Origin of the sequence: Burkholderia sp. BCC1644 (genome assembly GCF_902833225.1) — a bacterium.
Classification (GTDB): Bacteria; Pseudomonadota; Gammaproteobacteria; order Burkholderiales; family Burkholderiaceae; genus Burkholderia.
Map to the genome: position 1 here is coordinate 1 of NZ_CADFEI010000036.1, position 23,959 is coordinate 23,959.

20 protein-coding genes are annotated in these 23,959 nt (G+C 67.5%); 12 read left to right on the forward strand and 8 right to left on the reverse strand.

Translation table 11 applies throughout. From position 1 onward, the window contains the following. A partial coding sequence (locus HWX87_RS37185) for an aldehyde dehydrogenase family protein (protein WP_176051763.1) occupies nt 1–362 on the forward strand: 362 nt, incomplete at its 5' end. 45 nt (nt 363–407) lie between these two features. On the opposite strand, the gene HWX87_RS37190 is transcribed toward HWX87_RS37185, so the two are convergent. Beyond that, on the reverse strand, nt 408–2,648 hold the full coding sequence (locus HWX87_RS37190) for a TonB-dependent receptor (protein WP_176051764.1): 2,241 nt from the start codon (nt 2,646–2,648) through the stop codon (nt 408–410). A 323-nt stretch (nt 2,649–2,971) separates the two neighbouring features. Between HWX87_RS37190 and HWX87_RS37195 the strand changes: the two genes are divergently transcribed. After that, nucleotides 2,972–4,036: an asparaginase gene (locus tag HWX87_RS37195; RefSeq protein WP_176051765.1), complete on the forward strand. Its 1,065-nt coding sequence runs from the start codon at nt 2,972–2,974 to the stop codon at nt 4,034–4,036. A 46-nt stretch (nt 4,037–4,082) separates the two neighbouring features. Here the strand turns inward: HWX87_RS37195 and HWX87_RS37200 are convergent, their stop codons facing one another. Then, complete coding sequence (locus tag HWX87_RS37200; protein ID WP_176051766.1) at nt 4,083–5,057, reverse strand: LysR family transcriptional regulator; 975 nt, start codon at nt 5,055–5,057, stop codon at nt 4,083–4,085. Nucleotides 5,058–5,198: 141 nt separating this feature from the next. On the opposite strand from HWX87_RS37200, the gene HWX87_RS37205 reads away from it, so the two are divergent. Then, nucleotides 5,199–6,605, forward strand: a complete 1,407-nt coding sequence (locus HWX87_RS37205) for an aspartate ammonia-lyase (RefSeq protein ID WP_176051767.1) — start codon at nt 5,199–5,201, stop codon at nt 6,603–6,605. Nucleotides 6,606–6,711: 106 nt separating this feature from the next. Beyond that, entirely contained in the window at nt 6,712–8,223 is a 1,512-nt protein-coding gene (locus HWX87_RS37210; protein WP_176051768.1) for an amino acid permease, read from the forward strand. Nucleotides 8,224–8,275: 52 nt separating this feature from the next. On the opposite strand, the gene HWX87_RS37215 is transcribed toward HWX87_RS37210, so the two are convergent. The 3 genes from HWX87_RS37215 to HWX87_RS37225 form a co-directional block, all read right to left on the reverse strand. Further along, the gene (locus HWX87_RS37215; RefSeq protein WP_176051769.1) at nt 8,276–8,959 is read right to left on the reverse strand and encodes a phospholipase; all 684 of its coding nucleotides are present in this window, start codon (nt 8,957–8,959) and stop codon (nt 8,276–8,278) included. 366 nt (nt 8,960–9,325) lie between these two features. Next, nucleotides 9,326–10,813, reverse strand: a complete 1,488-nt coding sequence (locus HWX87_RS37220; RefSeq protein WP_176051770.1) for an aldehyde dehydrogenase — start codon at nt 10,811–10,813, stop codon at nt 9,326–9,328. An 18-nt stretch (nt 10,814–10,831) separates the two neighbouring features. Beyond that, nucleotides 10,832–11,410, reverse strand: a complete 579-nt coding sequence (locus tag HWX87_RS37225; RefSeq protein ID WP_176051771.1) for a thioesterase family protein — start codon at nt 11,408–11,410, stop codon at nt 10,832–10,834. Nucleotides 11,411–11,672: 262 nt separating this feature from the next. On the opposite strand from HWX87_RS37225, the gene HWX87_RS37230 reads away from it, so the two are divergent. Then, the gene (locus tag HWX87_RS37230) at nt 11,673–12,803 is read left to right on the forward strand and encodes a porin (protein ID WP_176051772.1); all 1,131 of its coding nucleotides are present in this window, start codon (nt 11,673–11,675) and stop codon (nt 12,801–12,803) included. A 43-nt stretch (nt 12,804–12,846) separates the two neighbouring features. Then, nucleotides 12,847–14,238 (forward strand): FAD-binding oxidoreductase, encoded by a 1,392-nt coding sequence (locus HWX87_RS37235; RefSeq protein WP_176051773.1) that lies wholly within the window; start codon nt 12,847–12,849, stop codon nt 14,236–14,238. Nucleotides 14,239–14,320: 82 nt separating this feature from the next. Here HWX87_RS37235 and HWX87_RS37240 read toward each other — a convergent pair whose 3' ends face one another. From HWX87_RS37240 to HWX87_RS37250, 3 genes are read right to left on the reverse strand one after another with little or no spacing between them, the layout of a single operon-like run. Beyond that, a complete protein-coding gene (locus HWX87_RS37240; protein WP_176051774.1) occupies nt 14,321–16,450 on the reverse strand; it encodes an acetate--CoA ligase family protein in 2,130 nt (709 codons plus the stop codon). Between the two features lie 50 nt (nt 16,451–16,500). Beyond that, complete coding sequence (locus HWX87_RS37245; RefSeq protein ID WP_176051775.1) at nt 16,501–17,658, reverse strand: acyl-CoA dehydrogenase family protein; 1,158 nt, start codon at nt 17,656–17,658, stop codon at nt 16,501–16,503. Nucleotides 17,659–17,661: 3 nt separating this feature from the next. Beyond that, a complete protein-coding gene (locus tag HWX87_RS37250) occupies nt 17,662–18,450 on the reverse strand; it encodes an enoyl-CoA hydratase-related protein (RefSeq protein WP_176051776.1) in 789 nt (262 codons plus the stop codon). A 144-nt stretch (nt 18,451–18,594) separates the two neighbouring features. On the opposite strand from HWX87_RS37250, the gene HWX87_RS37255 reads away from it, so the two are divergent. The 6 genes from HWX87_RS37255 to HWX87_RS37280 form a co-directional block, all read left to right on the forward strand. Then, complete coding sequence (locus HWX87_RS37255; RefSeq protein WP_176051777.1) at nt 18,595–19,761, forward strand: ABC transporter ATP-binding protein; 1,167 nt, start codon at nt 18,595–18,597, stop codon at nt 19,759–19,761. A gap of 115 nt (nt 19,762–19,876) precedes the next feature. After that, the gene (locus HWX87_RS37260) at nt 19,877–20,986 is read left to right on the forward strand and encodes an ABC transporter substrate-binding protein (protein ID WP_176051778.1); all 1,110 of its coding nucleotides are present in this window, start codon (nt 19,877–19,879) and stop codon (nt 20,984–20,986) included. A gap of 25 nt (nt 20,987–21,011) precedes the next feature. After that, nucleotides 21,012–21,887, forward strand: coding sequence for an ABC transporter permease (locus HWX87_RS37265; RefSeq protein ID WP_176051779.1), 876 nt, complete (start codon nt 21,012–21,014; stop codon nt 21,885–21,887). Nucleotides 21,888–21,908: 21 nt separating this feature from the next. Further along, on the forward strand, nt 21,909–22,703 hold the full coding sequence (locus HWX87_RS37270; RefSeq protein ID WP_176051780.1) for an ABC transporter permease: 795 nt from the start codon (nt 21,909–21,911) through the stop codon (nt 22,701–22,703). Between the two features lie 32 nt (nt 22,704–22,735). Beyond that, a complete protein-coding gene (locus HWX87_RS37275) occupies nt 22,736–23,464 on the forward strand; it encodes an NAD(P)H-dependent oxidoreductase (protein ID WP_176051781.1) in 729 nt (242 codons plus the stop codon). 28 nt (nt 23,465–23,492) lie between these two features. Next, nucleotides 23,493–23,959: electron transfer flavoprotein subunit beta/FixA family protein (locus tag HWX87_RS37280; protein ID WP_176051782.1), on the forward strand; the 467-nt coding region annotated here is incomplete at its 3' end.

Genomic DNA, 23,959 nt, shown 5'->3' on the forward strand with positions numbered 1-23,959 from the left:
GTGCGCTGTATTCGCCGACGGTGATCGATCGCGTGACGCCCGACATGCCGCTCGTGAAGTACGAGACGTTCGGCCCCGTGTCGCCGATCATGCGCTTTCGCGACATCGACGAAGCGATCCGGATGGCGAACAGCACCGACTATGCGCTGTCGTCGTCGGTGTGCACGAACCGCTTCGACAACATTACGCGCTTCATCACCGAGCTGGAGGTCGGCAGCGTGAACGTGCGCGAAGTGCCGGGCTATCGACTCGAACTGACGCCGTTCGGCGGCGTGAAGGATTCGGGGCTCGGGTACAAGGAAGGCGTACAGGAAGCGATGAAGAGCTTCACGAACGTGAAGACGTACTCGCTGCCGTGGTGAGCGCGGCGGGGCAGGGCGTACCACGCCCTCCCGCCGCCAACCGCGTTACTGATAGAAGTTGAGCGTGACCATCGCCGAGCGGCCCGGCGCCCACGTCGCGTAGATCGGGTACGCGCTCGCGTAATACTTCTTGTCGAACAGGTTCTGCACGTTGAGCTGCACGTCCATCGTCTTGTTCACGCGCCACGTCGCGGCCGCGTCGAAGCGTGCGTAACCGGGCGTCCATTTCTTCGTCGTCGCGGATACCGATGCATAGGTCTGGCTCATCACCGTCGCACCGGCGCCGAGCGTGAGCTTCGGCATCACGTCGTAGCTGGTCCACAGCGTGAAGTTGTGCTTCGGCACCATCACCATCGGCAGGCCCGACGCGCCCGGGCTGCCGGGGCCCGCGTCGGTCGTGATCGCATTCAGGTACGAATAGCCGCCGAACACGTGCCACTTCGGCGTCATGTTGCCCGCGAAACCGAATTCGAAACCGCGCACGCGCTGCTTGCCCGCGTTGACCGTGTGACCGAGCCCGTCGCTCACGCGCGCGTTGGTCTTCTCGGTCTGGAACAGCGCGGAGGTCAGCGACAGCTGGTCCTGCAGCACGTCCCACTTCGCGCCGATCTCGATGTTGCGCGAGCGTTCCGGCGCGAGGTCCTGGTTGGTCGCGGTGATCTGGTCGGTGCCGCCGCCGAGGCCGCCGTTCGACCCCGGCGGGTTCGACGACGTGCCGTACGACGCGTACAGGCTCACGTTGGTCACCGGCTTGAACACGAGGCCGAACTGGTAGCTGAACAGGTTCGACGTGTTCGACAGGTCTGCCACGCCGGCCTGCTTGCCGGTCGTGTCGTAGCGGTCGAAACGCAGCCCCGTGTTGAACTGCCAGCGCTCGGACAGCTTGACCGTGTCGAAGATGTACGCGGAAACCGTATCGGTGCGCGTGTTCGTCGTCGCGCCGGGGAAGGCCTTGTCGCCGTTCAGCACGATGCTGCCGGTCCACGGCATGTTCGGGTTCCAGCCACCCGCGAGCGGGGTGCAGTTGCCGGCCACCGAGCACGGGCCACCCGAGCGGATGTTGTTGCCGGCCGAATCCGACACGAGATAACCCTCGTAGCGGGCCTGTTCGTGGCTGAACTCGACGCCGGCCGTCATCGTGTGCTTCATGCCGAACAGGCTCGCGCTGCCCGTGACTTCGGTCTGGTTCGAGAAGCCGTTGAGCGCGTACTTCCCGCTCTTCGCCTGCAGGCTCAGCATGTTCGGATTCGACGCGAGGATCTGCGGATTCGTCGCCACGTAATCGAGCGTCGAGCGGCCGAACATCGTCGTGTTCCTCAGCTTCCAGTCGTCGTTGATCTTGTGCTCGACGCGGATTTCGCTGGTATCCGTCTGCCCGTAGCGGTAGTCGCGCGTGTTCAGCCCGAAGAACTGCCCGCGATCGGTCGGGACCGGCGTGCCGCCCGACGCGCGGAACGGCACGCTGAAGTCCGGCATGTCGTACGAGTTCATGTGGTAGTAGCTGACCGTGACCGTGGTCGGCGTGTTCAGCCCGAACACGATCGACGGCGCGACGCCCCAGCGCTTGTTGTACACGTCGTTGCGGCCGGCCTGGTTCGCGTCGTGGCCCATCACGTTCAGGCGCACGGCCGTCGTGTCGTTGATCTTGCGGTTCGCGTCGACCGTCGCACGCTTGTAGCCGTCGGTGCCGAAACCGATGCTGCTGTTGATGAAGTTGTCGTTCTTCGGCGTCTTCGTGACGATGTCGATGCTGCCGCCCACCGAGCCGCGGCCCGCGTAGACCGAATCGGGGCCCTTGATCACGCTGATCTGCTCGACCGCGAACGTTTCGCGGTTCTGCAGCCCCGAGTCGCGCATCCCGTCGACGAAGATCGAGTTGCGCGATTCGAAGCCGCGGATCACCGGACGGTCGGCCGACGGGTTCGCGGCCGCGTCGCCGCCGAGGAACGTGATGCCCGGCACCGAGCGCAGCGCGTCCGCGAACGACGTGACGTTCTTTTCCTTGATCAGTTGCTCGGGGATCACCGTGACCGAGCGCGGCGTATCGAGCAGCGGCGCGGTGAACTTGTACGACGGCGAGCGTTTCACCTGCATGTCCGACAGCGCGGACGACTGGACCGCGATCGTCGGCAGCGTCGCCGGTACGTCGGCGGCCGGCGCGGGCTGGTCGGTGGCAGGGGCGGGAATGGGAGCGGTTGCGGCGGAAGCGAGCAGCGGCGTCAGGAACACGGAGCAGGTCAGCGCCGACACGAGGGCGCGAGGCCTCGTCTTGAACTGGGCAGGCATATCGGGAGGCAGCGGAAGGTTCGGTGATCGGGCGCGTTTTCTCGAAGCGGACAGCACGGCCCGAAGCATCGGAAAACGTCAATGTAAATGCGTATGATTCGCGTTTGCGGTCGCAATTGTACGGATTAGTACCAAATATGTAAACGATTGAATGGTTTTTGTACTAATCCAGTCAGGCTTTCGTGGGGGCGCGATTGCCTTTGCATCGTGCGCAACACCGCTTTCCATCGCCTGGCCGGCGCGCGGCGGCGGCGACTCGCTACACTGCGGTACCGGTTGGACGGGCCCCGGCAGCCAGGCCCCGAGCATGGAGACAACACACGATGGACACCCAACGCGCAGCAGTCGTCACTTACCGTGGCAACGCGATCGAGAACACGCACGTCGCTCATGTGGCGGTGGTCGATGCACGCGGCAGGTTGCTGGCCCGGTTCGGCGATCCGTTCCGGATGACGCTGGCGCGGTCGGCCGCCAAGCCGGCGCAGGCGCTGTCGGTGATCGAGACGGGCGCGCCCGAGCGTTTCGGCTTCGACGACGCGGACATCGCGCTGATGTGCGCGTCGCACAGCAGCGAAGACCGTCACATCGAGCGCACGCGGGCGATGCTCGCGAAGGTTGCCGCGCACGAATCGGACCTGCGTTGCGGCGGCCATCCGCCGCTGTCGGATGCGGTGTACCGGTCGTGGATCAAGCGTGACTACACGCCGACCGGCGTGTGCAGCAACTGTTCGGGCAAGCATGTCGGGATGCTGGCCGGCGCGCAGGCGATCGGCGCGGCAATTGCCGACTACCATCTGCCCGACCATCCGATGCAGGTGCGCGTGAAGCATGTGGTGGCCGACGCGTGCGGGTTGCGCGACGACGAGGTCGACTGGGGCATCGACGGGTGCAACCTGCCGACGCCGGCGTTCTCGCTGGATCGCCTCGCGCGTCTTTATGCGTCGCTGGCCGACGGTGCCGACGCGGTGGAAGCGGGCGGCAGCGCGATGACCGATCGCGTCCGCGCGCTGGCGCGCATTCATCATGCGATGACGGCCCATCCGGAACTCGTCGCGGGCGACGGGCGCTATTGCACGGTGCTGATGAACGCGTTCGACGGGCAAGTGGTCGGTAAGCTCGGCGCCGATGCGTGCTACGGGATCGGCGTGCGCGCATCGGAACGCACGCGGCAGCTCGGCGCGGATGGCGCGCTCGGCATCTCGGTGAAGATCGAGGACGGCAATCTCGACGTGCTCTACATGGTCGTCAGCGAAATCCTCGAGCGGCTGCAGATCGGCACGGCCGCGCAGCGCGCGCAACTGGCCGGCTTCCACCGGCCACGGATGCTCAACACGCAGGGCGTCGAGTTCGGGCACGCCACGTTCCCGTTCGAATTGCAGGCGGCCTGACCGCGGTTACCCGCCGACGCGCGCGGCCGGCGATCGGGGTCGCGCGCTACGCGCGTTCGCCGCGAATCTTCGCGAGTTCCCGTTCCGACAGCTCGCCGATCTGCGCGAGATGTTCCGCGAGGAATTCCTTCAGCACGCGCAGCTTCGCCGAGCTGCGCCGGTTCGCCAGATACGCGATGTAGATGTATTCGCCCGTCAGCCGGTTCTGCAGCCGGTAGCGCGGCAACACGGCTTCGAGCCGGCCGCTCGCGAGCAGGTCGCGCACCAGCCAGATCTCGAACTCCGCGATGCCGAGGCCCGCACAGGTCGCTTCGAGCAGCAGCTCCGAATGATCGGTGACGAGATTGCCGGCAGGCAGCACGCTGTGCTGCGCGTCGCCGTTCACGAGATCCCAGCGCGGATCGCCTTCCGGATGCACGTAGCGCAGGCAGTTGTGGTGCTTCAGGTCGTCCGGTGACGCCGGGCGCCCGCAGCGGTCGAGATAGCCGGGCGTCGCGCACAGGATGCTGTCGTTGCGCGACAGCCGGTGGACGACCAGGTTGTCCAGGTAATTCTCGCCTTCGTGAATGTCGAGATCGAAGCCGCCGGCCACGAGATCGTTGTGGTTGTCGGTGAGCCGCACGTCGAGCTGGATCGTCGGATAGCGCGCGAGAAACGGCGCGACCAGCGGCGCGAGATGACGGCGGCCGAACGCGACCGGCGCGGTGAGCTTCAGCGGGCCGCTCGGCCGCGCATTCAGCTCGGCGACGACGCGCAGCGTGTCGTCGAGATCGGCGATCAGCGTGACCGCGCGCTCCAGGTAGATGTGGCCGGCTTCGGTGAGCGTCACGCTGTGCGTCGAGCGGTGCAGCAGCGCGACGCCGAGTGCCTCCTCGATCGCCGTGACCTTGCGTGCGACCGTCGACGTCGACACGTGCATCTCCTTCGCGACCGCCGAAAAACTCCCCGTTTCGACCACTCTCACGAACGCACGCATCGCGCCCAGGTGATCGATGCCGGTTTCTCTCGCGCCTTTTTTCATTCGATTCTCGCTGTTGCGTCTCACGCAAAACCGCTTTCGATAATACAGAAGCGAGCTTGTTTTTGCAAAGGCATAGAATGCGAACCCGTCGCGTCGGGAAGTGGCAAACGACGAGCGGCACGAGACACTGAGGAGGGCACGATGACAGAAAACGGCTTCCGCGTCGAAGCGGATCTTTTAGGTAAACGAAGCATTCCGACGGACGCCTATTACGGCGTCCATACGCTGCGCGCGAAAGAGAATTTCGACATTACGGGCCGCACCATTGCGTCGCTGCCGTACCTCGTGATGGCGCTCGCGGCCGTGAAGGAAGCGGCGGCCGACGCCAACTGCGAGCTCGGGCTGCTGCCGCGGCCGTACCGCGATGCGATCGCCGCCGCATGCGTCGAGATCCGCGAAGGGCGCCTGCACGACCAGTTCGTCGTCGACGTCATCCAGGGCGGCGCCGGCACGTCGACCAACATGAACGCGAACGAGGTGATCTGCAATCGCGCGCTCGAAATCATGGGGTACGCGCGCGGGCAGTACGAATACCTGCACCCGAACGAACACGTCAATCTCGCGCAGAGCACCAACGACGTCTATCCGACCGCGATCCGGGTCGCGACCTGCTTCGCGGTCGAACACCTGCTTGAAGCGATGGCGCGGTTGCGCGATGCATTCGCCGAGCGTGCCGACGCATTTGCCGGTTTGCTGAAGCTCGGCCGCACGCAGTTGCAGGACGCGGTGCCGATGACGCTCGGCCAGGAATTCTCGACCTACGCGGTGATGCTGACGGAAGACATCGCGCGGCTGCAGGAAGCCGGCTGGCTGATTCGCGAGATCAATCTCGGCGCGACCGCGATCGGCACGGGGATCACCGCGCATCCCGACTACGCGGAGAAGGCGCTGGCCGCGCTGCGGCGCATCACCGGGCTCGACCTGAGCACCGCGCCGAACCTGATCGAGGCGACGCAGGATTGCGGTGCGTTCGTGCAGGTGTCGGGCGTGCTCAAGCGCATCGCCGTCAAGCTGTCGAAGATCTGCAACGACCTGCGGCTGCTGTCGAGCGGCCCACGCGCGGGGTTCGGCGAGATCAACCTGCCGCCCGTGCAGGCCGGCTCGTCGATCATGCCCGGCAAGGTGAATCCGGTGATTCCGGAAGTCGTCAACCAGGTCGCGTTCGAGGTGTTCGGCAACGACCTGACCGTGACCTTCGCGGCCGAGGCCGGGCAGCTTCAGCTCAATGCGTTCGAGCCGGTGATCGCCAGCGCGCTGTTCCGCAGCTTCAGCCATCTGACGGCCGCCTGCACGACGCTCGCGGAGCGCTGCGTGAGCGGGATCACCGCGAACCCCGAGCGGCTGCGCGAAACGATGGAGCGCTCGGTGGCGCTCGCCACCGCGCTGAACCCGTACATCGGCTACAAGCGCGCGACCGCCGTGGCGGCCGAAGCGCACGCAACCGGCAAATCGATCCGCGAAGTCGTGCTGGAACGCGAGTGGATGACCGTCGCGCAGCTCGACGAGGCGCTGCAGCCCGAGGCGCTGATCCGGCCGCGCGTGCTTTGACGCCGGCTGCGGGGCGCTGGTGCATGCCGTGAGTGCCCTGCGCGCCGTCATTTCAAAAGCGCCCCCGCGTGGCGCGCGACACATCAAGAAACAACGGAGACTCAAGATGAAACACGACAGCGAGCGCCCGGCCGGTCCGGCCGGCGGCGCGGATTCCCGCCATGCCGATCCCGATGCGATGTTCGCATCGCACGAAGCCGGTTATGCGAAGCAGTTGAAGCCGCGGCACGTGCAGATGATCGCGATGGGCGGCGCGATCGGCACGGGCCTCTTTCTCGGCGCGGGCGGGCGCCTGCAGAGCGCGGGGCCGGCGCTCGCGCTCGTGTATCTCGTCTGCGGCGTGTTTGCGTTCCTGATCATGCGCGCGCTCGGCGAGCTCGTGATGCACCGGCCGACCAGCGGCAGCTTCGTGTCGTACGCTCGCGAGTTCATGGGCGAGCGCGCGTCGTTCGTCGCGGGCTGGATGTACTACCTGAACTGGGCGACGACCGGCATCGTCGACATCACCGCGGTCGCGATCTACATGAAGTACTGGGCCGTGTTCACCGACGTGCCGCAATGGGTGTTCGCGCTCGGCGCGCTCGGGATCGTGTCGGTGATGAACATGATCGGCGTGAAGGTGTTCGGCGAGATGGAATTCTGGTTCTCGCTCGTCAAGGTCGGCACGCTCGCGGTGTTCCTCGCGGTCGGCGCGGTGTTTCTCGCGAGCGGCCACCCGGTCGCCGGCCAGATGCCGGGGCTTCATCTGGTCGCGGAACATGGCGGGATCTTTCCGCACGGCATTCTGCCGGCCGTGCTGATCGTGCAGGGCGTCGTGTTCGCATACGCGAGCATCGAGCTCGTCGGCGTCGCGGCGGGCGAGACCGCCGATGCGCGCAAGGTGCTGCCGAAGGCGATCAACAGCGTGATGTGGCGCATTGCGCTGTTCTATGTCGGCTCGGTCGTGTTGTTGACGATGCTGCTGCCGTGGACGGCGTACAGCTCGCACGAAAGCCCGTTCGTCACGTTCTTCAGCAAGCTCGGCGTGCCGTACGTCGGCACCGTGATGAACGTCGTGGTGTTGACGGCCGCGCTGTCGAGCCTGAACTCCGGCCTCTATTCGACCGGGCGCGTGCTGCGTTCGCTGGCGATGGGCGGATCGGCGCCGCGATTCGTGTCGCGGATGAATGCACGCGGCGTGCCGTACGGCGGGATCCTGATCACGGTCGCGATCAATGCGATCGGCGTGCCGCTGAATTACATCGTTCCGGCGCAGGCGTTCGAGATCGTGCTGAACATGGCGTCGCTCGGGATCATCACGACGTGGGGCTTCATCGTGATGTGCCAGATCCTGTTCCGCCGCGCGGTCGATCGCGGCGAGCTGAAGGCCGTGTCGTTCCGGATGCCCGGCGCGCCGTTCACGTCGTGGCTCACGCTGGCCTTCCTCGTCGGCGTGCTGGTGCTGATGGCGTTCGACTACCCGGGCGGCACGTGGACCATCGCGACGATTCCGGTTGTGGTGCTCGCGCTGGTGGTCGGATGGAAGCTGGCGAAGCGTGGTGCCGAGCGTGAGTTGGCGGCGGATGCGCGTGCGTCCGCCGCCACGGGCGCCGTCGCCGATCCGGCGCGGGGCGCCTGACGGTACGCGCCGGACGTAGCGGCCCGTTCGCGGGGCCGGCGCCCCGGTGCGGTCAGTTCAAGCCGGCGCGTTCGCCGACCCATCGGCTGAAATCGCCGGCCATCTCCGCGGTCAGTTCGTGCCCGGCGTCGTACAGCCGCGTATCGTGCGCGACGCCGAGCGCGGTGAGCTTCGCATCGGCCGCGTCGGCCCATGCGACGGGCAGCTTGTCGTCGAAGCGGCCGTGGACGATCAATGCATGGAGCGGGCGAAGCGCATCGCGCGGCGCGATCAGCGGATCGATTTCCGGCAGGATGCGCCCGCACAGCACGGCGAACGCAGTCACGTCTTCCGGCGACGTGAGGCCGACGCCCGCGCTCATGATGCCGCCCTGGCTGAAGCCGGCGATCACGGCCGGCAACGCGGAATCCGCGCCGTCCTGCGCACGGAATGCGCGCAGCAGCGTGATCAGCTGCACGCGGCTGGCATCCGCGCGGGCCGCATCGATTTCGGGGCCGTTCGGGCCGAAGCGCACCGGAAACCATGCGTGCTGATTGGGCCCGAACGTGAGCGGGCCGCGCAGGAACGCGATCTCGATGCGCGGATCGATCACGTTGGCCACGTTCAGCAGGTTGGTTTCGTTGCCGCCGACGCCGTGCAGCAGCAACAGGCGGGCAACGGGGCGGCCGGCGGCCGGGCGCAGCCGGTACTGGAGGCCCGACTCGGGATCGGTGGTCAGCGGCAGGACGTCGGTCATTGCGTGAATCCGGAAAGAGAAGCGATGCGACAGTCTAGAGCGTGCGGGCGGAGAGGTGAATCGCCGGGAGGCGATTGATTGTTTCCTGGTGGGAATGAATCGGTGCGCGGTTCGTGTCGGGGACAGATCGCCAACATCGAACGCACGGAGCAGGTCTAAGGCACGTGCATCCCCGGAAAACAGGCCGATCGGACGGCTCGTCATCCATTCGAGCGCGTCCCGGGGCTGCAAGTCGAAGACTGGCTCGCTGAGCCGCGCGAAGGCTGACCGCATTGCGGTCATGCAGCGACCGGAACGGATGCCCGATCGCCGAATCCCGCTCGCCACGCGCTCGCGATCCGGCCTGCGAGCGCTGCCCGTTTCACGCTACCGCAGCCGGATGATCGTCGACTTCAGTTCCGTGTATTTCTCCAGCGCGTGCAGCGAGTTGTCACGCCCGTTGCCCGACTCCTTGAAGCCGCCGAACGGGAAGTTCATGTCGTCGGTTTCCTCGTAGCCGTTCACCCACACCGTGCCGGCGCGCAGCCGGCGCGCGGTTTCGTGCGCGGTCGTCAGGTTTGCCGTCCACACCGATGCCGCGAGCCCGTAGCGCGTGTCGTTCGCGAGTGCGACGGCTGTATCGAGATCGTCGAAAGTCGTGACCGCGAGCACGGGCCCGAAGATCTCCTCGCGCACGATCCGCGCATCGGCGCGCGGGCAATCGAACACCGTCGGCTCGACGTACTGGCCGCCGCTCGCCGTACGCGCTCGCTTGCCACCCGCCAGCAGCGTCGCTTCGTCGCGGCCGGCCTCGACATAACCGAGCACGCGCTCGACCTGCGCCGCGTCGATCAGGCTGCCCATCCGCGTGTCGGGCGACAGCGGGTCGCCAGGTGCGTATTCGGGCGCGATTTCGAGCACGCGCGCGACCAACGCGTCGCGGATCTCGCGATGGACGAGCAGGCGCGAGCCGGCCGTGCACATCTGGCCGGTGTTGTAGAACACCGCATGCGCGACGGTGCGTGCCGCGCGGTCGAGGTCGGGGCAGTCGGGCAGCACGATCTGCGGCGACTTGCCGCCGAGTTCGAGCCACACGCGCTTCAGGTTCGAATCGGCCGCGCAGCGCGCGACCTTGTGGCCGACCGCGGTCGAGCCAGTAAACGCGATGCAGTCCACGTCCGGATGGCGCGCGAGCGCTTCGCCCGCGTCGCCGAAGCCCGGCAGCACGTTGAGCACGCCGGCCGGCAATCCGGCCTGTGCCGCCAGCGCGGCGAGCCGCAGCGCACTCAGCGGCGATTTCTCCGACGGCTTCAGCACGACGCTGTTGCCGGCCGCGAGTGCGGGCGCGCATTTCCACATCGCGATCATCGCGGGAAAATTCCACGGCACGACCGCGGCGACCACGCCGATCGGCTCGCGCGTGACGAGCCCGACGAGATGCGCATCGGCCGGCACGACTTCGCCGCCGGTCTTGTCGATCGCTTCCGCGAACCATTCGGCGCAATACGCGGTGGACGGAATGTCGACCGCGGTCGTATCGGCGATCGGCTTGCCGGTGTCGAGCGTTTCGAGCAGCGCGAGATCGCCCGCGTGCTCGCGGATCAGCGCGGCCCAGCGCAGCAGCACGCGCTTGCGTTCGCGCGGCGTCGCGCCGCGCCATGCGCCGTGCTCGAATGCACGCCGCGCGGCCGCAACCGCGAGGTCGGCGTCGGCCTGCCGGCAATGCGCGACCTGGGCGAGCACGCGGCCGTCGATCGGGCTCGTACACGTGAAGGTCGCGCCGTCGTGCGCGTCGCGAAACGCGCCGTCAACGAAGGCGCGCGATTCGATTTCGAGTTGGCCGGCGCGCGTGCGCCAGGCGTCGTTCGTCTGCATGGATGGCTCCGTCGGGGTTCAGCGTGAAGCGGGGGCGGGGCGGCGGATCGCGATCGCGCGGCCCGCATGAGGTTCGCGCGGCGCACGCGCGTGTTCGGCGTGAATCGCGTCGAGATGCCGGCGCATCGTGTCGGGAAACGGCGCGGAGCGCTTCGCGCGCATGTCGACGTGGGTCAGCAACTGCTCGCCGGTTGCGAGCTGCGCACCGGTCGTCGCGTGATGCATCGAATGAAACACGTGCAGGCGCCGGTCGTCGACATCGAGCAGACGCAGCGTCAGCCTGAGCGGTTCGCCGAGCATCGCTTCTCCCAGGTGGCGGATGTGCGTCTCCGCCGAATAGATCGAGCGGCCGGCTTCGCGATAGTCGTCGTCGATGCCGAAGTAGCGGAAGAACGCGTCGCTGCTGTCGCCGAACACGAGCAGGTAGCACGATTCGCTCATGTGGCCGTTGTAGTCGACCCATTCGGGCTGAACGGTGCAGCGGTGCAGTTCGAGCGGCGTCGCGATCGGCACGGCCGGATCGTACGGGCGAGACTTCTGTCCTTCGTAGGCCGAGCGCAGGCGCGGCTCGGCGGCGGGGCTGAGGTGGGTCGTCATCCGGTGCACTCCGAAAGTCGAAACGGGCCCGCACGTCGTCCGCGGGGCTGCCGTCCGATGTTATGACGGGTTGAACGTTTTTTCAATAAAGATATCGCCGATGCGTGTAAACACCGGTGCCGATCGACGCCTCAATCGATTGAACATTCATTCAACGAAACCTATACTCGCCTGCGCCGCGATGCCGAAGCGAAGCAGGCGGGCGGTCTTTCACGAACAACGACAATCGATCCGCGTCGCGCGGAAACTGGAGACACCGGAAATGAAGAAACGCTTCCTGCTGGCCGGCATGATGTCGGTGATGGTCCATGGCTATGCGCACGCGCAGAGCAGCGTCTCGCTGTACGGGATCATCGACGGCGGCATCACCTATGTGAACAACGCGGGCGGCGCGCATGCGTACCTGTTCGACGACGGCGTGTCGTACGGCAACCGTGTCGGCCTGATGGGCACCGAGGATCTCGGCGGCGGCAACAAGGCCGTGTTCAAGCTCGAGAACGGTTTCCGGCTCGGCACCGGCAAGCTGAACCAGGGCGGCGCGATGTTCGGGCGCCAGGCTTACGTGGGGCTCGGCAACGAGTGGGGCACGCTGACGTTCGGCAATCAGTACGACTTCGCGTTCGACTTCACGGCCGCGTACAACGTCAGCGCGTTCGGCAGCGGTTATGGCGTGCACCTCGGCGATTTCGACCGCCAGAGCGGCGACCGGCTGCAGAACGCGGTGAAGTTCGTCAGCAACAGCTTCCACGGGCTCGTGGTCGGCGGCATGTATTCGTTCAGCAACGACGCGGGCAGTTTCCACGACGGCAGCGCGTGGAGCGTCGGCGCGACCTATACGCACGGCGATTTCTCGGCGGGCGGCAACTATACGCGGCTCAATTCGCCGCGCGGGCTCGCGGCGCTCGATCCGTACGCGCAGATGGGCGTGACGACGATGCTCGGGCAGACGGTCGCGACCGTCGATCCGGCGACGGGCGCCGTCACCGACCTGCACGACTCGACGCCCTTTTCGATCAATTCGCAATCGATCTTCGGGATCGGCGCGTCGTATACGCTCGGCAAGCTGACGCTCGACGCGGACTTCAGCAACACGACGTTCAAGGGTTACGGGCAATCGTCGACGATGCGCGTGTACGAGGCGGGCATCCTGTACCAGGCGACGGCGCCGCTGTCGCTCGTCGCGGGCTACCAGTACACGACGTTCGAAGGCCATCACTGGCACGAAGTCGCGCTCGGCACGCACTACGCATTGTCGAAACGCACCGACGTGTATGCGGCCGTCGACTGGATGCGCGCGTCGAACGGCGTCGATGCGGTGATCGGCTACAGCTTCGCGCCGTCGACGAGCCGCACGCAGGCCGCCGCACGCGTCGGCATGCGGCACAACTTCTGATCCTTCCTTCAACAAGGGCCGGGAACGGCCGGCCCCGTCGACCATGTCCGATATATCCTCGAACGGCGACGTCGTCGCCGCGCTGCGCGATGCGCTCGGCGACGATTGCGTGAGCACGGGCGACGCGATCGGCGCGCGTCATTTCACGAACTACGGCGAAGCGCCGGGCGCGCGTCCGCGTGCGTTGCTGCGGCCGCGCAGCGTCGCCGACGTGAGCCGCGCGCTCGCGATCTGCACCGCATGCCGGCAGACGGTCGTGCCGCAGGGCGGGATGACGGGGCTCGCGGCCGGCGCGTCGCCGGCCGCGGGCGACGTCGTGCTGTCGCTCGAACGGTTGACGGGTGTCGTCGAGATCGATGCCGAGGCGGCGACCGTCACGGCCTGGGCCGGCACCACGCTGCAGGACCTGCAACAGGCGGTGGACGAGGCGGGGTTCGCGCTCGGCATCGATCTCGGCGCGCGCGGTTCGTGCCAGATCGGCGGCAATGTCGCGACCAATGCGGGCGGCAACCGCGTGATCCGCTACGGCACCACGCGCGAACAGGTGCTCGGTCTCGAAGTGGTGCTGGCCGACGGCACCGTGCTGGAATCGCTGAACAAGCTGCTGAAAAACAACGCAGGGTACGACCTGCGGCAGATCTTCGTCGGTAGCGAAGGCACGCTCGGCATCGTCACGCGTGTCGTGCTGCGGCTGCATCCGAAGCTCGCCGCGCCGTCGACCGCGCTGTGCGCGGTGCGTGACACGGCCGCGGCGCTCGCGCTACTGCGCGACGCGCGGGCGTCGTGCGCGGACTTGCTGAGTTTCGAGACGATGTGGCCGGCGTTCTACGGCTACGTCGCCGAACACACGCCGGGCCTGCGTGCGCCGTTGCCGGCGGACGGCGGCGTCAAGGTGCTGATCGAGTGCGCAAGCGGCGCTGCGGCGCAGACCGCCGAGCGGTTCGAAACCGTGCTGGGCGGCTGGCTCGAGCGCGGCCTGATCGACGACGCGGCGCTTGCGCAGAGCGCCGCGGACGCGCAGGCGTTCTGGACGCTGCGGGAAGGGCTCGCGATCGATGGGCTGCCCGGCCTGGTGAATTTCGACGTGGGGATTCCGCCGCGCGAGACGGCGGCGTTCATCGACGCGTGCGATCGCGCGCTGACGACACGCTGGCCCGGCGCGCACGTGTTCTTCTTCGGGCATCTTGGCGACAGCAACCTGCACGTCTGCGTATCGGCGCCGTATGTGGCGGGCGAAAGCGCGCACGACGTCGACGCGGTGCTGTATCCGCTGGTGCGCGATGCGGGCGGATCGGTGTCGGCCGAGCATGGAATCGGGCGCTACAAGCGCGACTGGCTCGGCTGCTCGCGCAGCGCCGCCGAGATCGCCGCGATGCGCCGGCTCAAGCACGCATTCGATCCGCTCGGGCTGCTCAATCCCGGCAAGGTGCTCTGAGATTCGAGCATTGCGCCGCACGGCGGCATCCGGCCCGCTCACGCATCGCGCGAGCGGGCCGGTGCGTTTCAGGGCCGGCGCATCAGCTATCGAGCCTCACCAGCGCATCGACCGCGACCGCGCCGTGTTCCATCGCCAGCAGCGGATTGACGTCGAGCTCGACGAGCGTATCCGCGTGCGCCTGCGCGAAGCGCGCGATCGCCATCACGTTCGCGACGATGGCGTCGAGATCGGCCGTCGGCCGCCCGCGATAGCCGGTCAGCAGCGGCCCGAGCTTCAACCCGAGCAGCGCATCGCGCACGTCGCTTTCCCGTACCGGCAGCAGCAGCGTCGCGGTGTCGCGGATCAGCTCGACCAGCACGCCGCCGGTGCCGAGCACGAGCGCGAGCCCGAAGTTCGGCTCGCGCTTCACGCCGACGATCAGCTCGAGCAGCGGCGCGTCGGCCATCTTCTCGACGAGGATGCGCTCGACGCGCACGTCGGGTGCATGACGCGCGACCTGCTCGGTCATCCGCTCGACCGCGGCGGCGACGGCCTCCGGCGACGCGAGCTTCAGCGCGACCGCACCGGCCTCGGTCTTGTGCGGCAGGCGATCGCTGACGACCTTCACGCACACCGGAAAACCGAGCCGTTGCGCGGCGGCCGGCGCATCGGCGGGGGCGACGCATTCGGCCGGCGGCACGGCGAGCCCGTGCGCGGCCAGCATCCGCTTGCTCGCCCATTCGTCGTGCAACGTGGCGGCGCCGCCGTCGCCATGACCGGCCCGCAGTACGGGCAGCGCGTTCAGCGCATCGGCGTCGAGGATGCGGCGTCGCGTGTCGCCGTAGCTCATGGCCGCGCCGATCGCGTCGATCCCTTCGGCGAGCCCCTGCAGCGGCGCGATGCCGGCCGCGGCCATGCGCGCCGCGTGATCGGGCGGCGTCAGCTCGGGAAACACCGAGATGACCGCGCCGGCCACGCCGTGCTGGCGCGCGGACGCCGCGAACGCGCTGGCCGCGATGTCGCACAGCGGCCGCTCTCCGGTCGCTTCCTGCGGATAATCGAGGATCATCGCGGCCGCGCCCGGGCGATCGGCCAGCAGCGCGTCGCAGCATGCGCGCATCTTGTCGGGGTCGCCCCACGGTGTCGTCGTGAAGTCGAGCGGGTTCGCGATCGTCGCGTAGGCGGGCAGCACGTTGCCGAGCGCGTCGCGGCCCGCGTCGCCGACCGGCGGGAACGCGATGCCGCGCGCTTCGCCGAGATCGGCGACGAGCCCCGCATCGCCGCCGGACGTCGCGAGCGCGGCCAGCGTGCGGCGCTCGGGTACACCGGCGATCGCAAGCAGCTTCAGCGTCTCGACGAGGCCGACCGGATCCTTCACGCGGATCACGCCGAGCCGCCGGAACAGCGCGTCGTACAGCGCGTCCGAGCCCGCGAGCGAACTCGTATGGCTCATCGCGAGCTGCGCGCCGAGCGTCGACGTACCGCTCTTCAGTGCCACGATCGGCACGCCGCGCGCGAGCGCGCGTGCGGCGGCCTCGCTGAACGCGCGCACGTCCTTCAGGCCTTCGAGATGCACGCCGATCGCGCGGATACGCGGATCGTCGACGAACGCATCGACGAGGCGTGCGATGTCGACCGATGCCTGGTTGCCGACGCTCGCGAGGTACGCGAACGGCACCGAGCGTGCGCTCATCGACAGGTTGTACGCGAGATTGCCGCTCTGCGTGATCACGGCGACGCCCGATTCGACGCGCGGCGCGCCGTGCGCGACGGGCCACAGCGCGCTGCCGTTCAGGCCGTTGATCAGCCCGTAGCAGTTCGGCCCGAGCACGGCCATGTCGCCGGCCGCATCGACGAGCGCCTGTTGCAGCGCGGCGCCGTCGGCGCCGGTCTCGGAGAAACCCGATGCGTAGACGATCGCGCCGCCCGCGCCGCGTCCGGCGAGCGCGCGCACGACGTCGACCGCCTGCCGCGCAGGCACCGCGACGAACACGGCATCGGGCGCGGCGGGCAGGTCGGCGACGCTCGCATGGCAGCGCACACCGTCGATCTCGGCATGGTTCGGGTTGACGAGCCAGATGTCGCCGGCATAGCCATAGTCGCGACAGCGCTGCACGGCGCCCGCGATGCCGCGTCCGCCGACGAACGCGATGCTGGCCGGCTCGAGCAGCCGGCGCAGGTTGGCCGCGGCGGTGGCGCGGCGATCCCCGACTGCGGGAGAGGAAGTCATGAAAAGTCCTTTCGGAAGTCGCGCCGGACGGGCCGGCGCGGCGGTTCGCGTCAGCTGTAGCGTCGGAGGATTTCCTTGGACAGGATGTGCCGCTGGATCTCGGAGGTGCCTTCCCAGATGCGCTCGATGCGCGCATCGCGCCAGAAGCGCTCGATCGGCAGTTCGTCCATCAGCCCCATGCCGCCGTAGATCTGCACCGCATGATCGGTCACGCGGCCGAGCGTTTCGGTCGCCAGCAGCTTCGCGAGCGCGGCATCGCCGTCGGTCATCGTGCCCAGGTCGAGCTTCTGCGCGGTGTAGAGCGTGACGAGTTCCGCTGCGCGGATTTCGGTCTGCATGTCGGCGAGCTTGAACGACGTGCCCTGGAAATCGCCGATGCGCTTGCCGAACTGCTGGCGCGTCGCGGCCCATTCCGCGGCCATCTCGAACGCGCGCTGTGCGCGGCCGATGTTGTTGGCCGCGACCATCACGCGGCCGGCGGTGAGCCAGTCGTTCGCGAGTTCGAAGCCGCGATGTTCTTCGCCGAGGATCTGCGCGGCGCTGACGCGGCAGTCGGACAGGAAGATTTCCGACTGGTGGTAGCCGCGCAGGCTCGTGCAGTGCGGGCCGCGCCGCACGGTCATGCCCGGCGTGTCCTTGTCGATCAGGAAGCAGGTCACGCGCTTGCGTTTCTGGCCGCGCACTTCCTCCTCGCCGGTGACGGCGAACAGGATCACGAAATCGGCCGTATCCGCGTGGCTGATGAAGTGCTTGCTGCCGTTGATCACGTAGTCGTCGCCGTCGCGCACCGCGCGCGTGCGGATGCCCATCGCATCGGAGCCGGCGCCCGGCTCGGTCAGCGCGAAGCAGTCCACGCGCTCGCCGCGCACGGTCGGCTTCAGGTAGCGCTCGATCTGGTCGCCCTTGCATGCCATCAGGATCTTGCTCGGCCGCGCGACGAACACGTGCAGCGCCCAGCTCGTGCGGCCGAGCTCGCGTTCGACGAGCGCCTGCGTCACGTAGTCGAGGCCCGGGCCGCCGGCGCTTTCGGGCATGTTGAACGCGTAGAAACCCAGTTCGAGCGCCTTGCGGCGGATCGAATCGGCGAGTTCGGGCGGCACGTCGTCCGCACGGTCGACCGCGAATTCATGGGGCTGCAGTTCCTTTTCGACGAACTGACGCAGCGACGACACCAGCATTTCCTGCTCTTGAGTCAGCGAAAAATCCATGAATCATCTCCCGACAAAATTAGGTGCGCGGCCTTCGACCGACGCGCGAAGCGCTTCCTGGCCGTCCTCGCTGTGACCGCAAGCGACGCAGGCCGCCAGCTCGCCGCGCAACTGCTCGGCGAGGGTGTGTGTGAGCGACTGCGCGAGCAGCGCCTTCGCATGGCCGAACGCGACGCTGGGCCCTTGCGCGAGACGCGCGGCGAAGGCCGCGACGTGCTGTGCGAACGCGTCGGCATCGACGACTTCCGACACGAAGCCGGCCGCGAGCGCGTCCTGCGCGTTCCAGCGTTCGTTCAGGAAGATGTAGCGGCGTACGACGTCGGGCCGCGCGAGACGCGGCAGGAACCAGCTGCCGCCCATGTCGGGGCTGTAGCCCATACCCGTATACCCGCAGCGCAGCGTCGCGGCCGTGCTCGCGATGCGGAAGTCGCAGGCGAAGCCGATGTCGGCGCCCGCGCCGACCGTCGAGCCGTTCAGCGCCGCGACGGTCGGGCGCGGAAACGCCGCCAGCGCCTCGACGAAGCGGTGCGCGCGCTCGCTCCAGCCGTAGGTGTCGAGCTCGCCGTTGCGCTCGGCCTCGGCCCATTCGTCGACGTCCGCGCCCGCACAGAACGCGCTGCCGGTGCCGGTCAGCACGAGGCAACGCGTGGCGGGGTCGTTCGCGAGCGCGTCGAGCGTGTCGCGAAGAAAGTCGAGATGCGGCCGCGCAAGCGAATTGCGCTTCGCCGGGCGGTTCAGGCGAAGCGTCACGACGCCGTCGTGCCGTTCGATTCGGATGTCCTCGTTGCTCATGTTGCCACTGTCTCCTTGGTGTTGGGTGTCGTGTTGTGTCAGAGCCGGCAAGGGTCGCCGCTACTTGCGAACCGCATTTCGGCATAGTATAAGTTCTGTTAAATGAACGTTCAACCCAAATGTGAGTCGACCAGGAGACGCACGATGAGCGTGGTGATGGAGACGTCGGCAGGTGTGGAGCAGGGAAGGCCCGGTGCGGATGCGGTTCGTGCGGAATCGGCAGGGCGCACGGCGAGCGGCGCGGGCCTGCAGATCGATCGCGTGTCGAAGCGCTACGGCAGCGTGCATGCGCTGCGGGAAACGACGATCGACATCCCACGCGGTGAATTCCTGACGATCCTCGGGCCGTCGGGTTCCGGCAAGACGACGCTGCTGACGATCGTCGCGGGGTTCGAGCATCCGAGCACCGGCGACCTGCGTGTCGGCGGCCGCAGCATCGTCGGGTTGCCGCCCGAGAAGCGCAACTTCGGGATGGTGTTCCAGGGTTATGCGCTGTTTCCGCACATGACGGTCGAGCAGAACGTCGCGTATCCGCTGATGGTGCGCAAGCAGAAGGGGCCCGATGCGGTGAAGCGCGTGAAGGCCGCGCTCGATCTCGTGCGGCTCGGCCATCTCGCGGACCGTTTGCCGCGCCAGTTGTCTGGCGGCCAGCAGCAGCGTGTCGCGATCGCGCGCGCGCTGGTGTTCGATCCCGATCTCGTGCTGCTCGACGAACCGCTCGGCGCGCTCGACCGCAAGTTGCGCGGCGAGGTGCAGGTCGAACTCAAGGCGCTGCACGAACGGCTCGGCGCAACGTTCCTGTTCGTCACGCACGATCAGGAGGAGGCGCTGTCGATGTCGGATCGCATCGCGATCATGCGCGACGGCCGGCTTGAACAGATCGGCACGCCGGATGGGTTGTACGAGCAACCGGCCAACCGCTTCGTCGCCGATTTCCTCGGCAAGAGCAACTTCATCGAAGGCGTCGCGCTCGGCGGCGATGCCGCGGCGACGCACTATCGCGTCGGCGATGCGCGTTTCGTCGCGCCCGTCTGCGGCGCGCGGCCGGACGACACGTTGCTGTTTGCGCTGCGGCCGGAGAAGGTCGGCGTCTCGGCCACCTCGTGCGGCGGCGCGCACAACGAAGTGGCCGGCCGGATTCGCCACTGGAGCTATTTCGGTTCGTCGTACCGCTTCGAGATCGAGACCGCGGCGCTCGGCTGCGTGACCGCCGATGTGCCCGCATGGCGCGGACTCGCGTCGCCGCGCACCGGCATGGACGTGTTCGTGCAGTGGGAGCGCGACGCGACCTGCCGGATCGCGCCGGACTGACGCGACGAACGATGCATCCCGCGCGACGCGGCGAATGCCCGCGTCGCCGGCCGATTCAACGGTGCCCGGAAACGACGAGATGCGTGCGGGCGCTGCCCAGCCTGGAGGAGACACCATGACGAACCGCTATCTGCAGGACCTGCTCGACCAAGCACGCGATCTTCAAACCGCGCCATCGCAGCGCCGTCGCGACTTTCTCCGGCTGTGCGCGGCCGCCGGCCTCGCGCCGACGCTGCTGGCGACGGGCGCGAAGGACGCGCTGGCCGCGAACCCGAAGGAGATCGTGCTCAGCGCGTGGGGCGGCGAGGCGCGCTCCGCGTTCCGCTCCGCCTACATGGACCCGTTCACGAAGGCGAGCGGGATCAGGATGGGCTACGACTCGTCGCCGGAGGACGGCAAGATCAAGGCGATGGTCGAGAACCGGAACGTGATCTGGGACGTGATGGATCTCGACGGCTTCGCGGCGATCAAGCTCGGCAAGCAGGGGTTCCTGCGGCCGATCGATTATTCCGTCGTCGGCCGCAACGCGTTGCCGGGGCTCGCATCGGATTTCGGCGTGCCGTCGTACCTGCTGAGCTACGTGCTCGTCTACGACGCGCGCAAGTTCGGCGCGAATCCGCCGAAGAACTGGGCCGATTTCTGGAACGTCGGCAAGTTTCCGGGCAAGCGCGGGCTGTGGAAGTGGATGGGTGGTGCGCTCGAGGCCGCACTGATGGCCGACGGCGTCGACAAGGACAAGGTCTACCCGATCGACGTGCCGCGCGCGATGAAGAAGCTCAAGGAACTGCGCTCGAACGTGCTGCTGTGGGATTCGGGCGCGGACAGCCTGCAATTGCTGCGCAATGGCGAAGTCAGCATGGCGTGCATCTGGCATACGCGGGCGAACGTGCTGCAGCGCGAGAGCAGCGGGCGGTTCCGCTACACGTGGGAGCAGGGGCTCGCGTCGTGTGACGTGTGGGGCGTGCCGAAGAACAATCCGTCGGGCGACGCCGTCTGGCAGTTCATCAAGTTCGTGCAGGGCGTCGAGCCGCAGGTACGCCTGCTGTCGCTGCTCGGCAACGGGCCGGTGACGCCGGCCGCGACGGCCGCCGTGCCGCAGGCGCTGCGCGCGGACAACCCCGGCACGCCGGAGAACTGGGCCAGGCAGTGCAAGGTGAATCCCGAGTGGTGGGCGCAGCATTACGAAGCGACGCTCGCGCAGTACACCGACCTGATGTCGTCCTGAGCCACTGTCTCGTGAGCGTGACGCCATGAATACCCTGTCTACTCCTGTCGCGGGCGCCGTCCCGCTCGGCCGCGCGAAAGCCGACCGCTACTGGCTGCTGGTCGTGCCGCTGCTCGCGGTGCTGATCGTGCTGTACGTGTATCCGCTCGTGCGCGTGCTGTGGCTCGGCTTCGCGGTGCCGGAGCCCGGCCTGCACAACTACGCGCGGCTGCTGGACAACCGTGGCGTGCACCGCGTGCTGTGGACGACGCTGCGCGTCTGCGCGGTCACGACCGTCTTCTCGGTCGCACTCGGTTACGCGATCGCGTATGCGATGGCGCACGTCGGGCCGCGCCAGCGGATGGCGCTGATGTTCGGGCTGCTCGTGCCGTTCTGGGCGTCGGTGCTGGTGCGCGCGTTTTCGTGGCTGTTCCTGCTCGGCGAGCAGGGGCTCGTCAACACGCTGCTGATGCGCATCGGGCTGATCGACGCGCCGCTGCCGCTGATGCGCAACGAGATCGGCGTCGTGATCGGGATGATCCATTTCATGATCCCGTACGCGGTGCTGCCGCTGTACGCAAACATGAAAGGCATCGACCCGCAACTGGTGCGCGCGTCGCAGGGGCTCGGCGCGGGCGCGCTCGTCACGTTCCGCAAGGTGTATTTCCCGCAGACGCGGCCGGGCATCGTCGGCGCGGCGATCCTCGTGTTCATCTTCTCGCTCGGCTTCTACGTGACGCCGGTGATTCTCGGCGGCGGCCGCACGGTGATGATCGCCGAATACATCAGCACGCAGATCCTGCAGCTCATGAACTGGGGCAGCGGGGCAGCGCTCGCGTCGTTGCTGCTGGCGTCGATCCTGGCCGCGCTCGCGCTGCTCGCGCGTTTCGTCGACCTGCGCGAGTTGTTCGGCGCGCGCTGAATCCGACCGGAGGAATCGAAGATGAAGACCAGACTGACGGCCGGCCGCGCGCTGGTGATCGGCATCGCTTGGGCCGCGATCCTGTTCCTGATGCTGCCCTTGCTCGTGTCGGTGCCCGTGTCGCTGACGCCGAGCGACTACCTGTCGATGCCGGACGGCGCGCTGTCGCTGCGGCATTACAGCGTGCTGCTCGACGACGACGGCTGGGTGTCGAGCTTCCTGCAGAGCGGGCTGATCGCGCTCGTTTCGTCGGCGATCTCGGTGACGCTCGGCACCTTGTGCGCAATCGGCTTGTGGAAGGTCGCATCGCGGCGCGGCGAGCTGGTGCGCGGCGTGATCCTGTTTCCGCTGATCGTGCCGCCGATCGTGTCGGCGCTCGCGTTCTACCGGCTGTGGGGTGAACTCGGCATGCTCGACAGTTATCCGGCCGTGATCCTGTCGCATGTCGTGCTGTCGGTGCCTTACGTGGTCGTCGCGGTATCCGCGTCGCTCGCGACGGTGGGCCTGCGGATCGAGCAGGCGTCGCGCAGCCTCGGCGCGAACCTGGCGCAGACGCTGCGCTACGTGATCCTGCCGTCGATCCGGCCCGGCGTGCTGTCGGCGGCCGTGTTCGCGTTCATCCTGTCGTGGGACGAACTCGTCGTCACGCTGTTCATTTCGAGCCGGGGCGTCTACACGCTGCCGCGCCGCATGTGGGACGGGATGCGCGAGAACGTCGATCCGGCGATCGCGTCGGTCTCCACGCTGCTGCTGGCGGCCACCTGTGTCGCGATCGGCCTGTCGCTGCTGCGCAAGCGCGCCGCCGGGTCCGTCTGAATTCAACGTTACGTTGCGGAGAAAAAAGCACCATGAAAGTCCTGATCGTTCACGCCCATCCCGAACCGCAGTCGTTTACGACGTCGATGCTGCATCGCGCGGTGAGCACGCTCGAAGCGCAGGGGCATACCGTGACGGTGTCCGACCTGTACGCGATGCAATGGAATCCCGTCGCGAGCGCGGCCGATTTCGGCGTGCGGAAGAACCCGGACTATCTCGTCTATGCGCTGGAGCAGCGCGAAAACGTCGCCGCGCATGCGATCGCGCCCGACATCGCCGCCGAACTCGACAAACTGGTCGCATGCGACCTGCTGATCCTGAGCTTTCCGCTGTTCTGGTGCTCGATGCCGGCGATCATGAAGGGCTGGATCGACCGCGTGCTCGTGTCGGGCAAGGTGTACGGCGGCGTGCGTTTCTACGATCGCGGCGGGATGCGAGGCAAGCGCGCGCTGCTCGCTTATACGTGTGGGGGGCGCGACCACATGTTCGGCGCGGACGGCGTGCACGGCGAAATGGACCTGATGCTGCGCCACGTGCTGCGCGGCACGCTCGGTTACGCGGGTTTCGACGTGTTGCCGTCGTTCGTCGGTTATCACGTGCCGTATATCGGTGATGCCGAGCGCGCGGCCGTGCTCGAACGCTACGACGCATACCTGGCACAGCTCGACCGGCTGGAACCGATGGCGTTCCCGACGCTCGACGATTTCGATGGCGACATGCGGCCGCGCGAACGCGCGCCGCAGGAAGTCGCGCAGGACTGAACGATCCAATGACGGGGGACGAATGAGCATCAAGGTACTGGTGGCAGTGAAACGGGTGGTCGATTACAACGTGAAGGTCCGCGTGAAGTCGGACAGCACGGGTGTCGACATCGCGAACGTGAAGATGTCGATGAACCCGTTCGACGAGATCGCCGTTGAGGAAGCCGTGCGCCTGAGGGAAGCCGGCGTCGCGACCGAAGTGATCGCCGTGTCGGTGGGCGTCACGCAAGCGCAGGAAACGCTGCGTACGGCGCTGGCGATCGGTGCGGATCGCGCGATCCTCGTCGAATCGACCGACAGCGTCGAGCCGCTGGCCGTCGCGAAGATCCTGAAGGCGCTGGTCGACAAGGAACAGCCGCAACTGGTGATCCTCGGCAAGCAGGCGATCGACGACGATTCGAACCAGACCGGCCAGATGCTGGCCGCGCTGGCAGGCCTGCCGCAAGCGACGTTCGCGTCGAAGGTGACGGTGGCTGACGGCAAGGCAACGGTCGC

What these genes read in the sequence shown, in the direction of transcription:
- HWX87_RS37190 (WP_176051764.1), bottom strand. Translation starts at nt 2,648, where the DNA reads ATGCCTGCCCAGTTCAAGACGAGGCCTCGCGCCCTCGTGTCGGCGCTG.
- HWX87_RS37195 (WP_176051765.1), top strand. Translation starts at nt 2,972, where the DNA reads ATGGACACCCAACGCGCAGCAGTCGTCACTTACCGTGGCAACGCGATC.
- HWX87_RS37200 (WP_176051766.1), bottom strand. Translation starts at nt 5,057, where the DNA reads ATGAAAAAAGGCGCGAGAGAAACCGGCATCGATCACCTGGGCGCGATG.
- HWX87_RS37205 (WP_176051767.1), top strand. Translation starts at nt 5,199, where the DNA reads ATGACAGAAAACGGCTTCCGCGTCGAAGCGGATCTTTTAGGTAAACGA.
- HWX87_RS37210 (WP_176051768.1), top strand. Translation starts at nt 6,712, where the DNA reads ATGAAACACGACAGCGAGCGCCCGGCCGGTCCGGCCGGCGGCGCGGAT.
- HWX87_RS37215 (WP_176051769.1), bottom strand. Translation starts at nt 8,959, where the DNA reads ATGACCGACGTCCTGCCGCTGACCACCGATCCCGAGTCGGGCCTCCAG.
- HWX87_RS37220 (WP_176051770.1), bottom strand. Translation starts at nt 10,813, where the DNA reads ATGCAGACGAACGACGCCTGGCGCACGCGCGCCGGCCAACTCGAAATC.
- HWX87_RS37225 (WP_176051771.1), bottom strand. Translation starts at nt 11,410, where the DNA reads ATGACGACCCACCTCAGCCCCGCCGCCGAGCCGCGCCTGCGCTCGGCC.
- HWX87_RS37230 (WP_176051772.1), top strand. Translation starts at nt 11,673, where the DNA reads ATGAAGAAACGCTTCCTGCTGGCCGGCATGATGTCGGTGATGGTCCAT.
- HWX87_RS37235 (WP_176051773.1), top strand. Translation starts at nt 12,847, where the DNA reads ATGTCCGATATATCCTCGAACGGCGACGTCGTCGCCGCGCTGCGCGAT.
- HWX87_RS37240 (WP_176051774.1), bottom strand. Translation starts at nt 16,450, where the DNA reads ATGACTTCCTCTCCCGCAGTCGGGGATCGCCGCGCCACCGCCGCGGCC.
- HWX87_RS37245 (WP_176051775.1), bottom strand. Translation starts at nt 17,658, where the DNA reads ATGGATTTTTCGCTGACTCAAGAGCAGGAAATGCTGGTGTCGTCGCTG.
- HWX87_RS37250 (WP_176051776.1), bottom strand. Translation starts at nt 18,450, where the DNA reads ATGAGCAACGAGGACATCCGAATCGAACGGCACGACGGCGTCGTGACG.
- HWX87_RS37255 (WP_176051777.1), top strand. Translation starts at nt 18,595, where the DNA reads ATGAGCGTGGTGATGGAGACGTCGGCAGGTGTGGAGCAGGGAAGGCCC.
- HWX87_RS37260 (WP_176051778.1), top strand. Translation starts at nt 19,877, where the DNA reads ATGACGAACCGCTATCTGCAGGACCTGCTCGACCAAGCACGCGATCTT.
- HWX87_RS37265 (WP_176051779.1), top strand. Translation starts at nt 21,012, where the DNA reads ATGAATACCCTGTCTACTCCTGTCGCGGGCGCCGTCCCGCTCGGCCGC.
- HWX87_RS37270 (WP_176051780.1), top strand. Translation starts at nt 21,909, where the DNA reads ATGAAGACCAGACTGACGGCCGGCCGCGCGCTGGTGATCGGCATCGCT.
- HWX87_RS37275 (WP_176051781.1), top strand. Translation starts at nt 22,736, where the DNA reads ATGAAAGTCCTGATCGTTCACGCCCATCCCGAACCGCAGTCGTTTACG.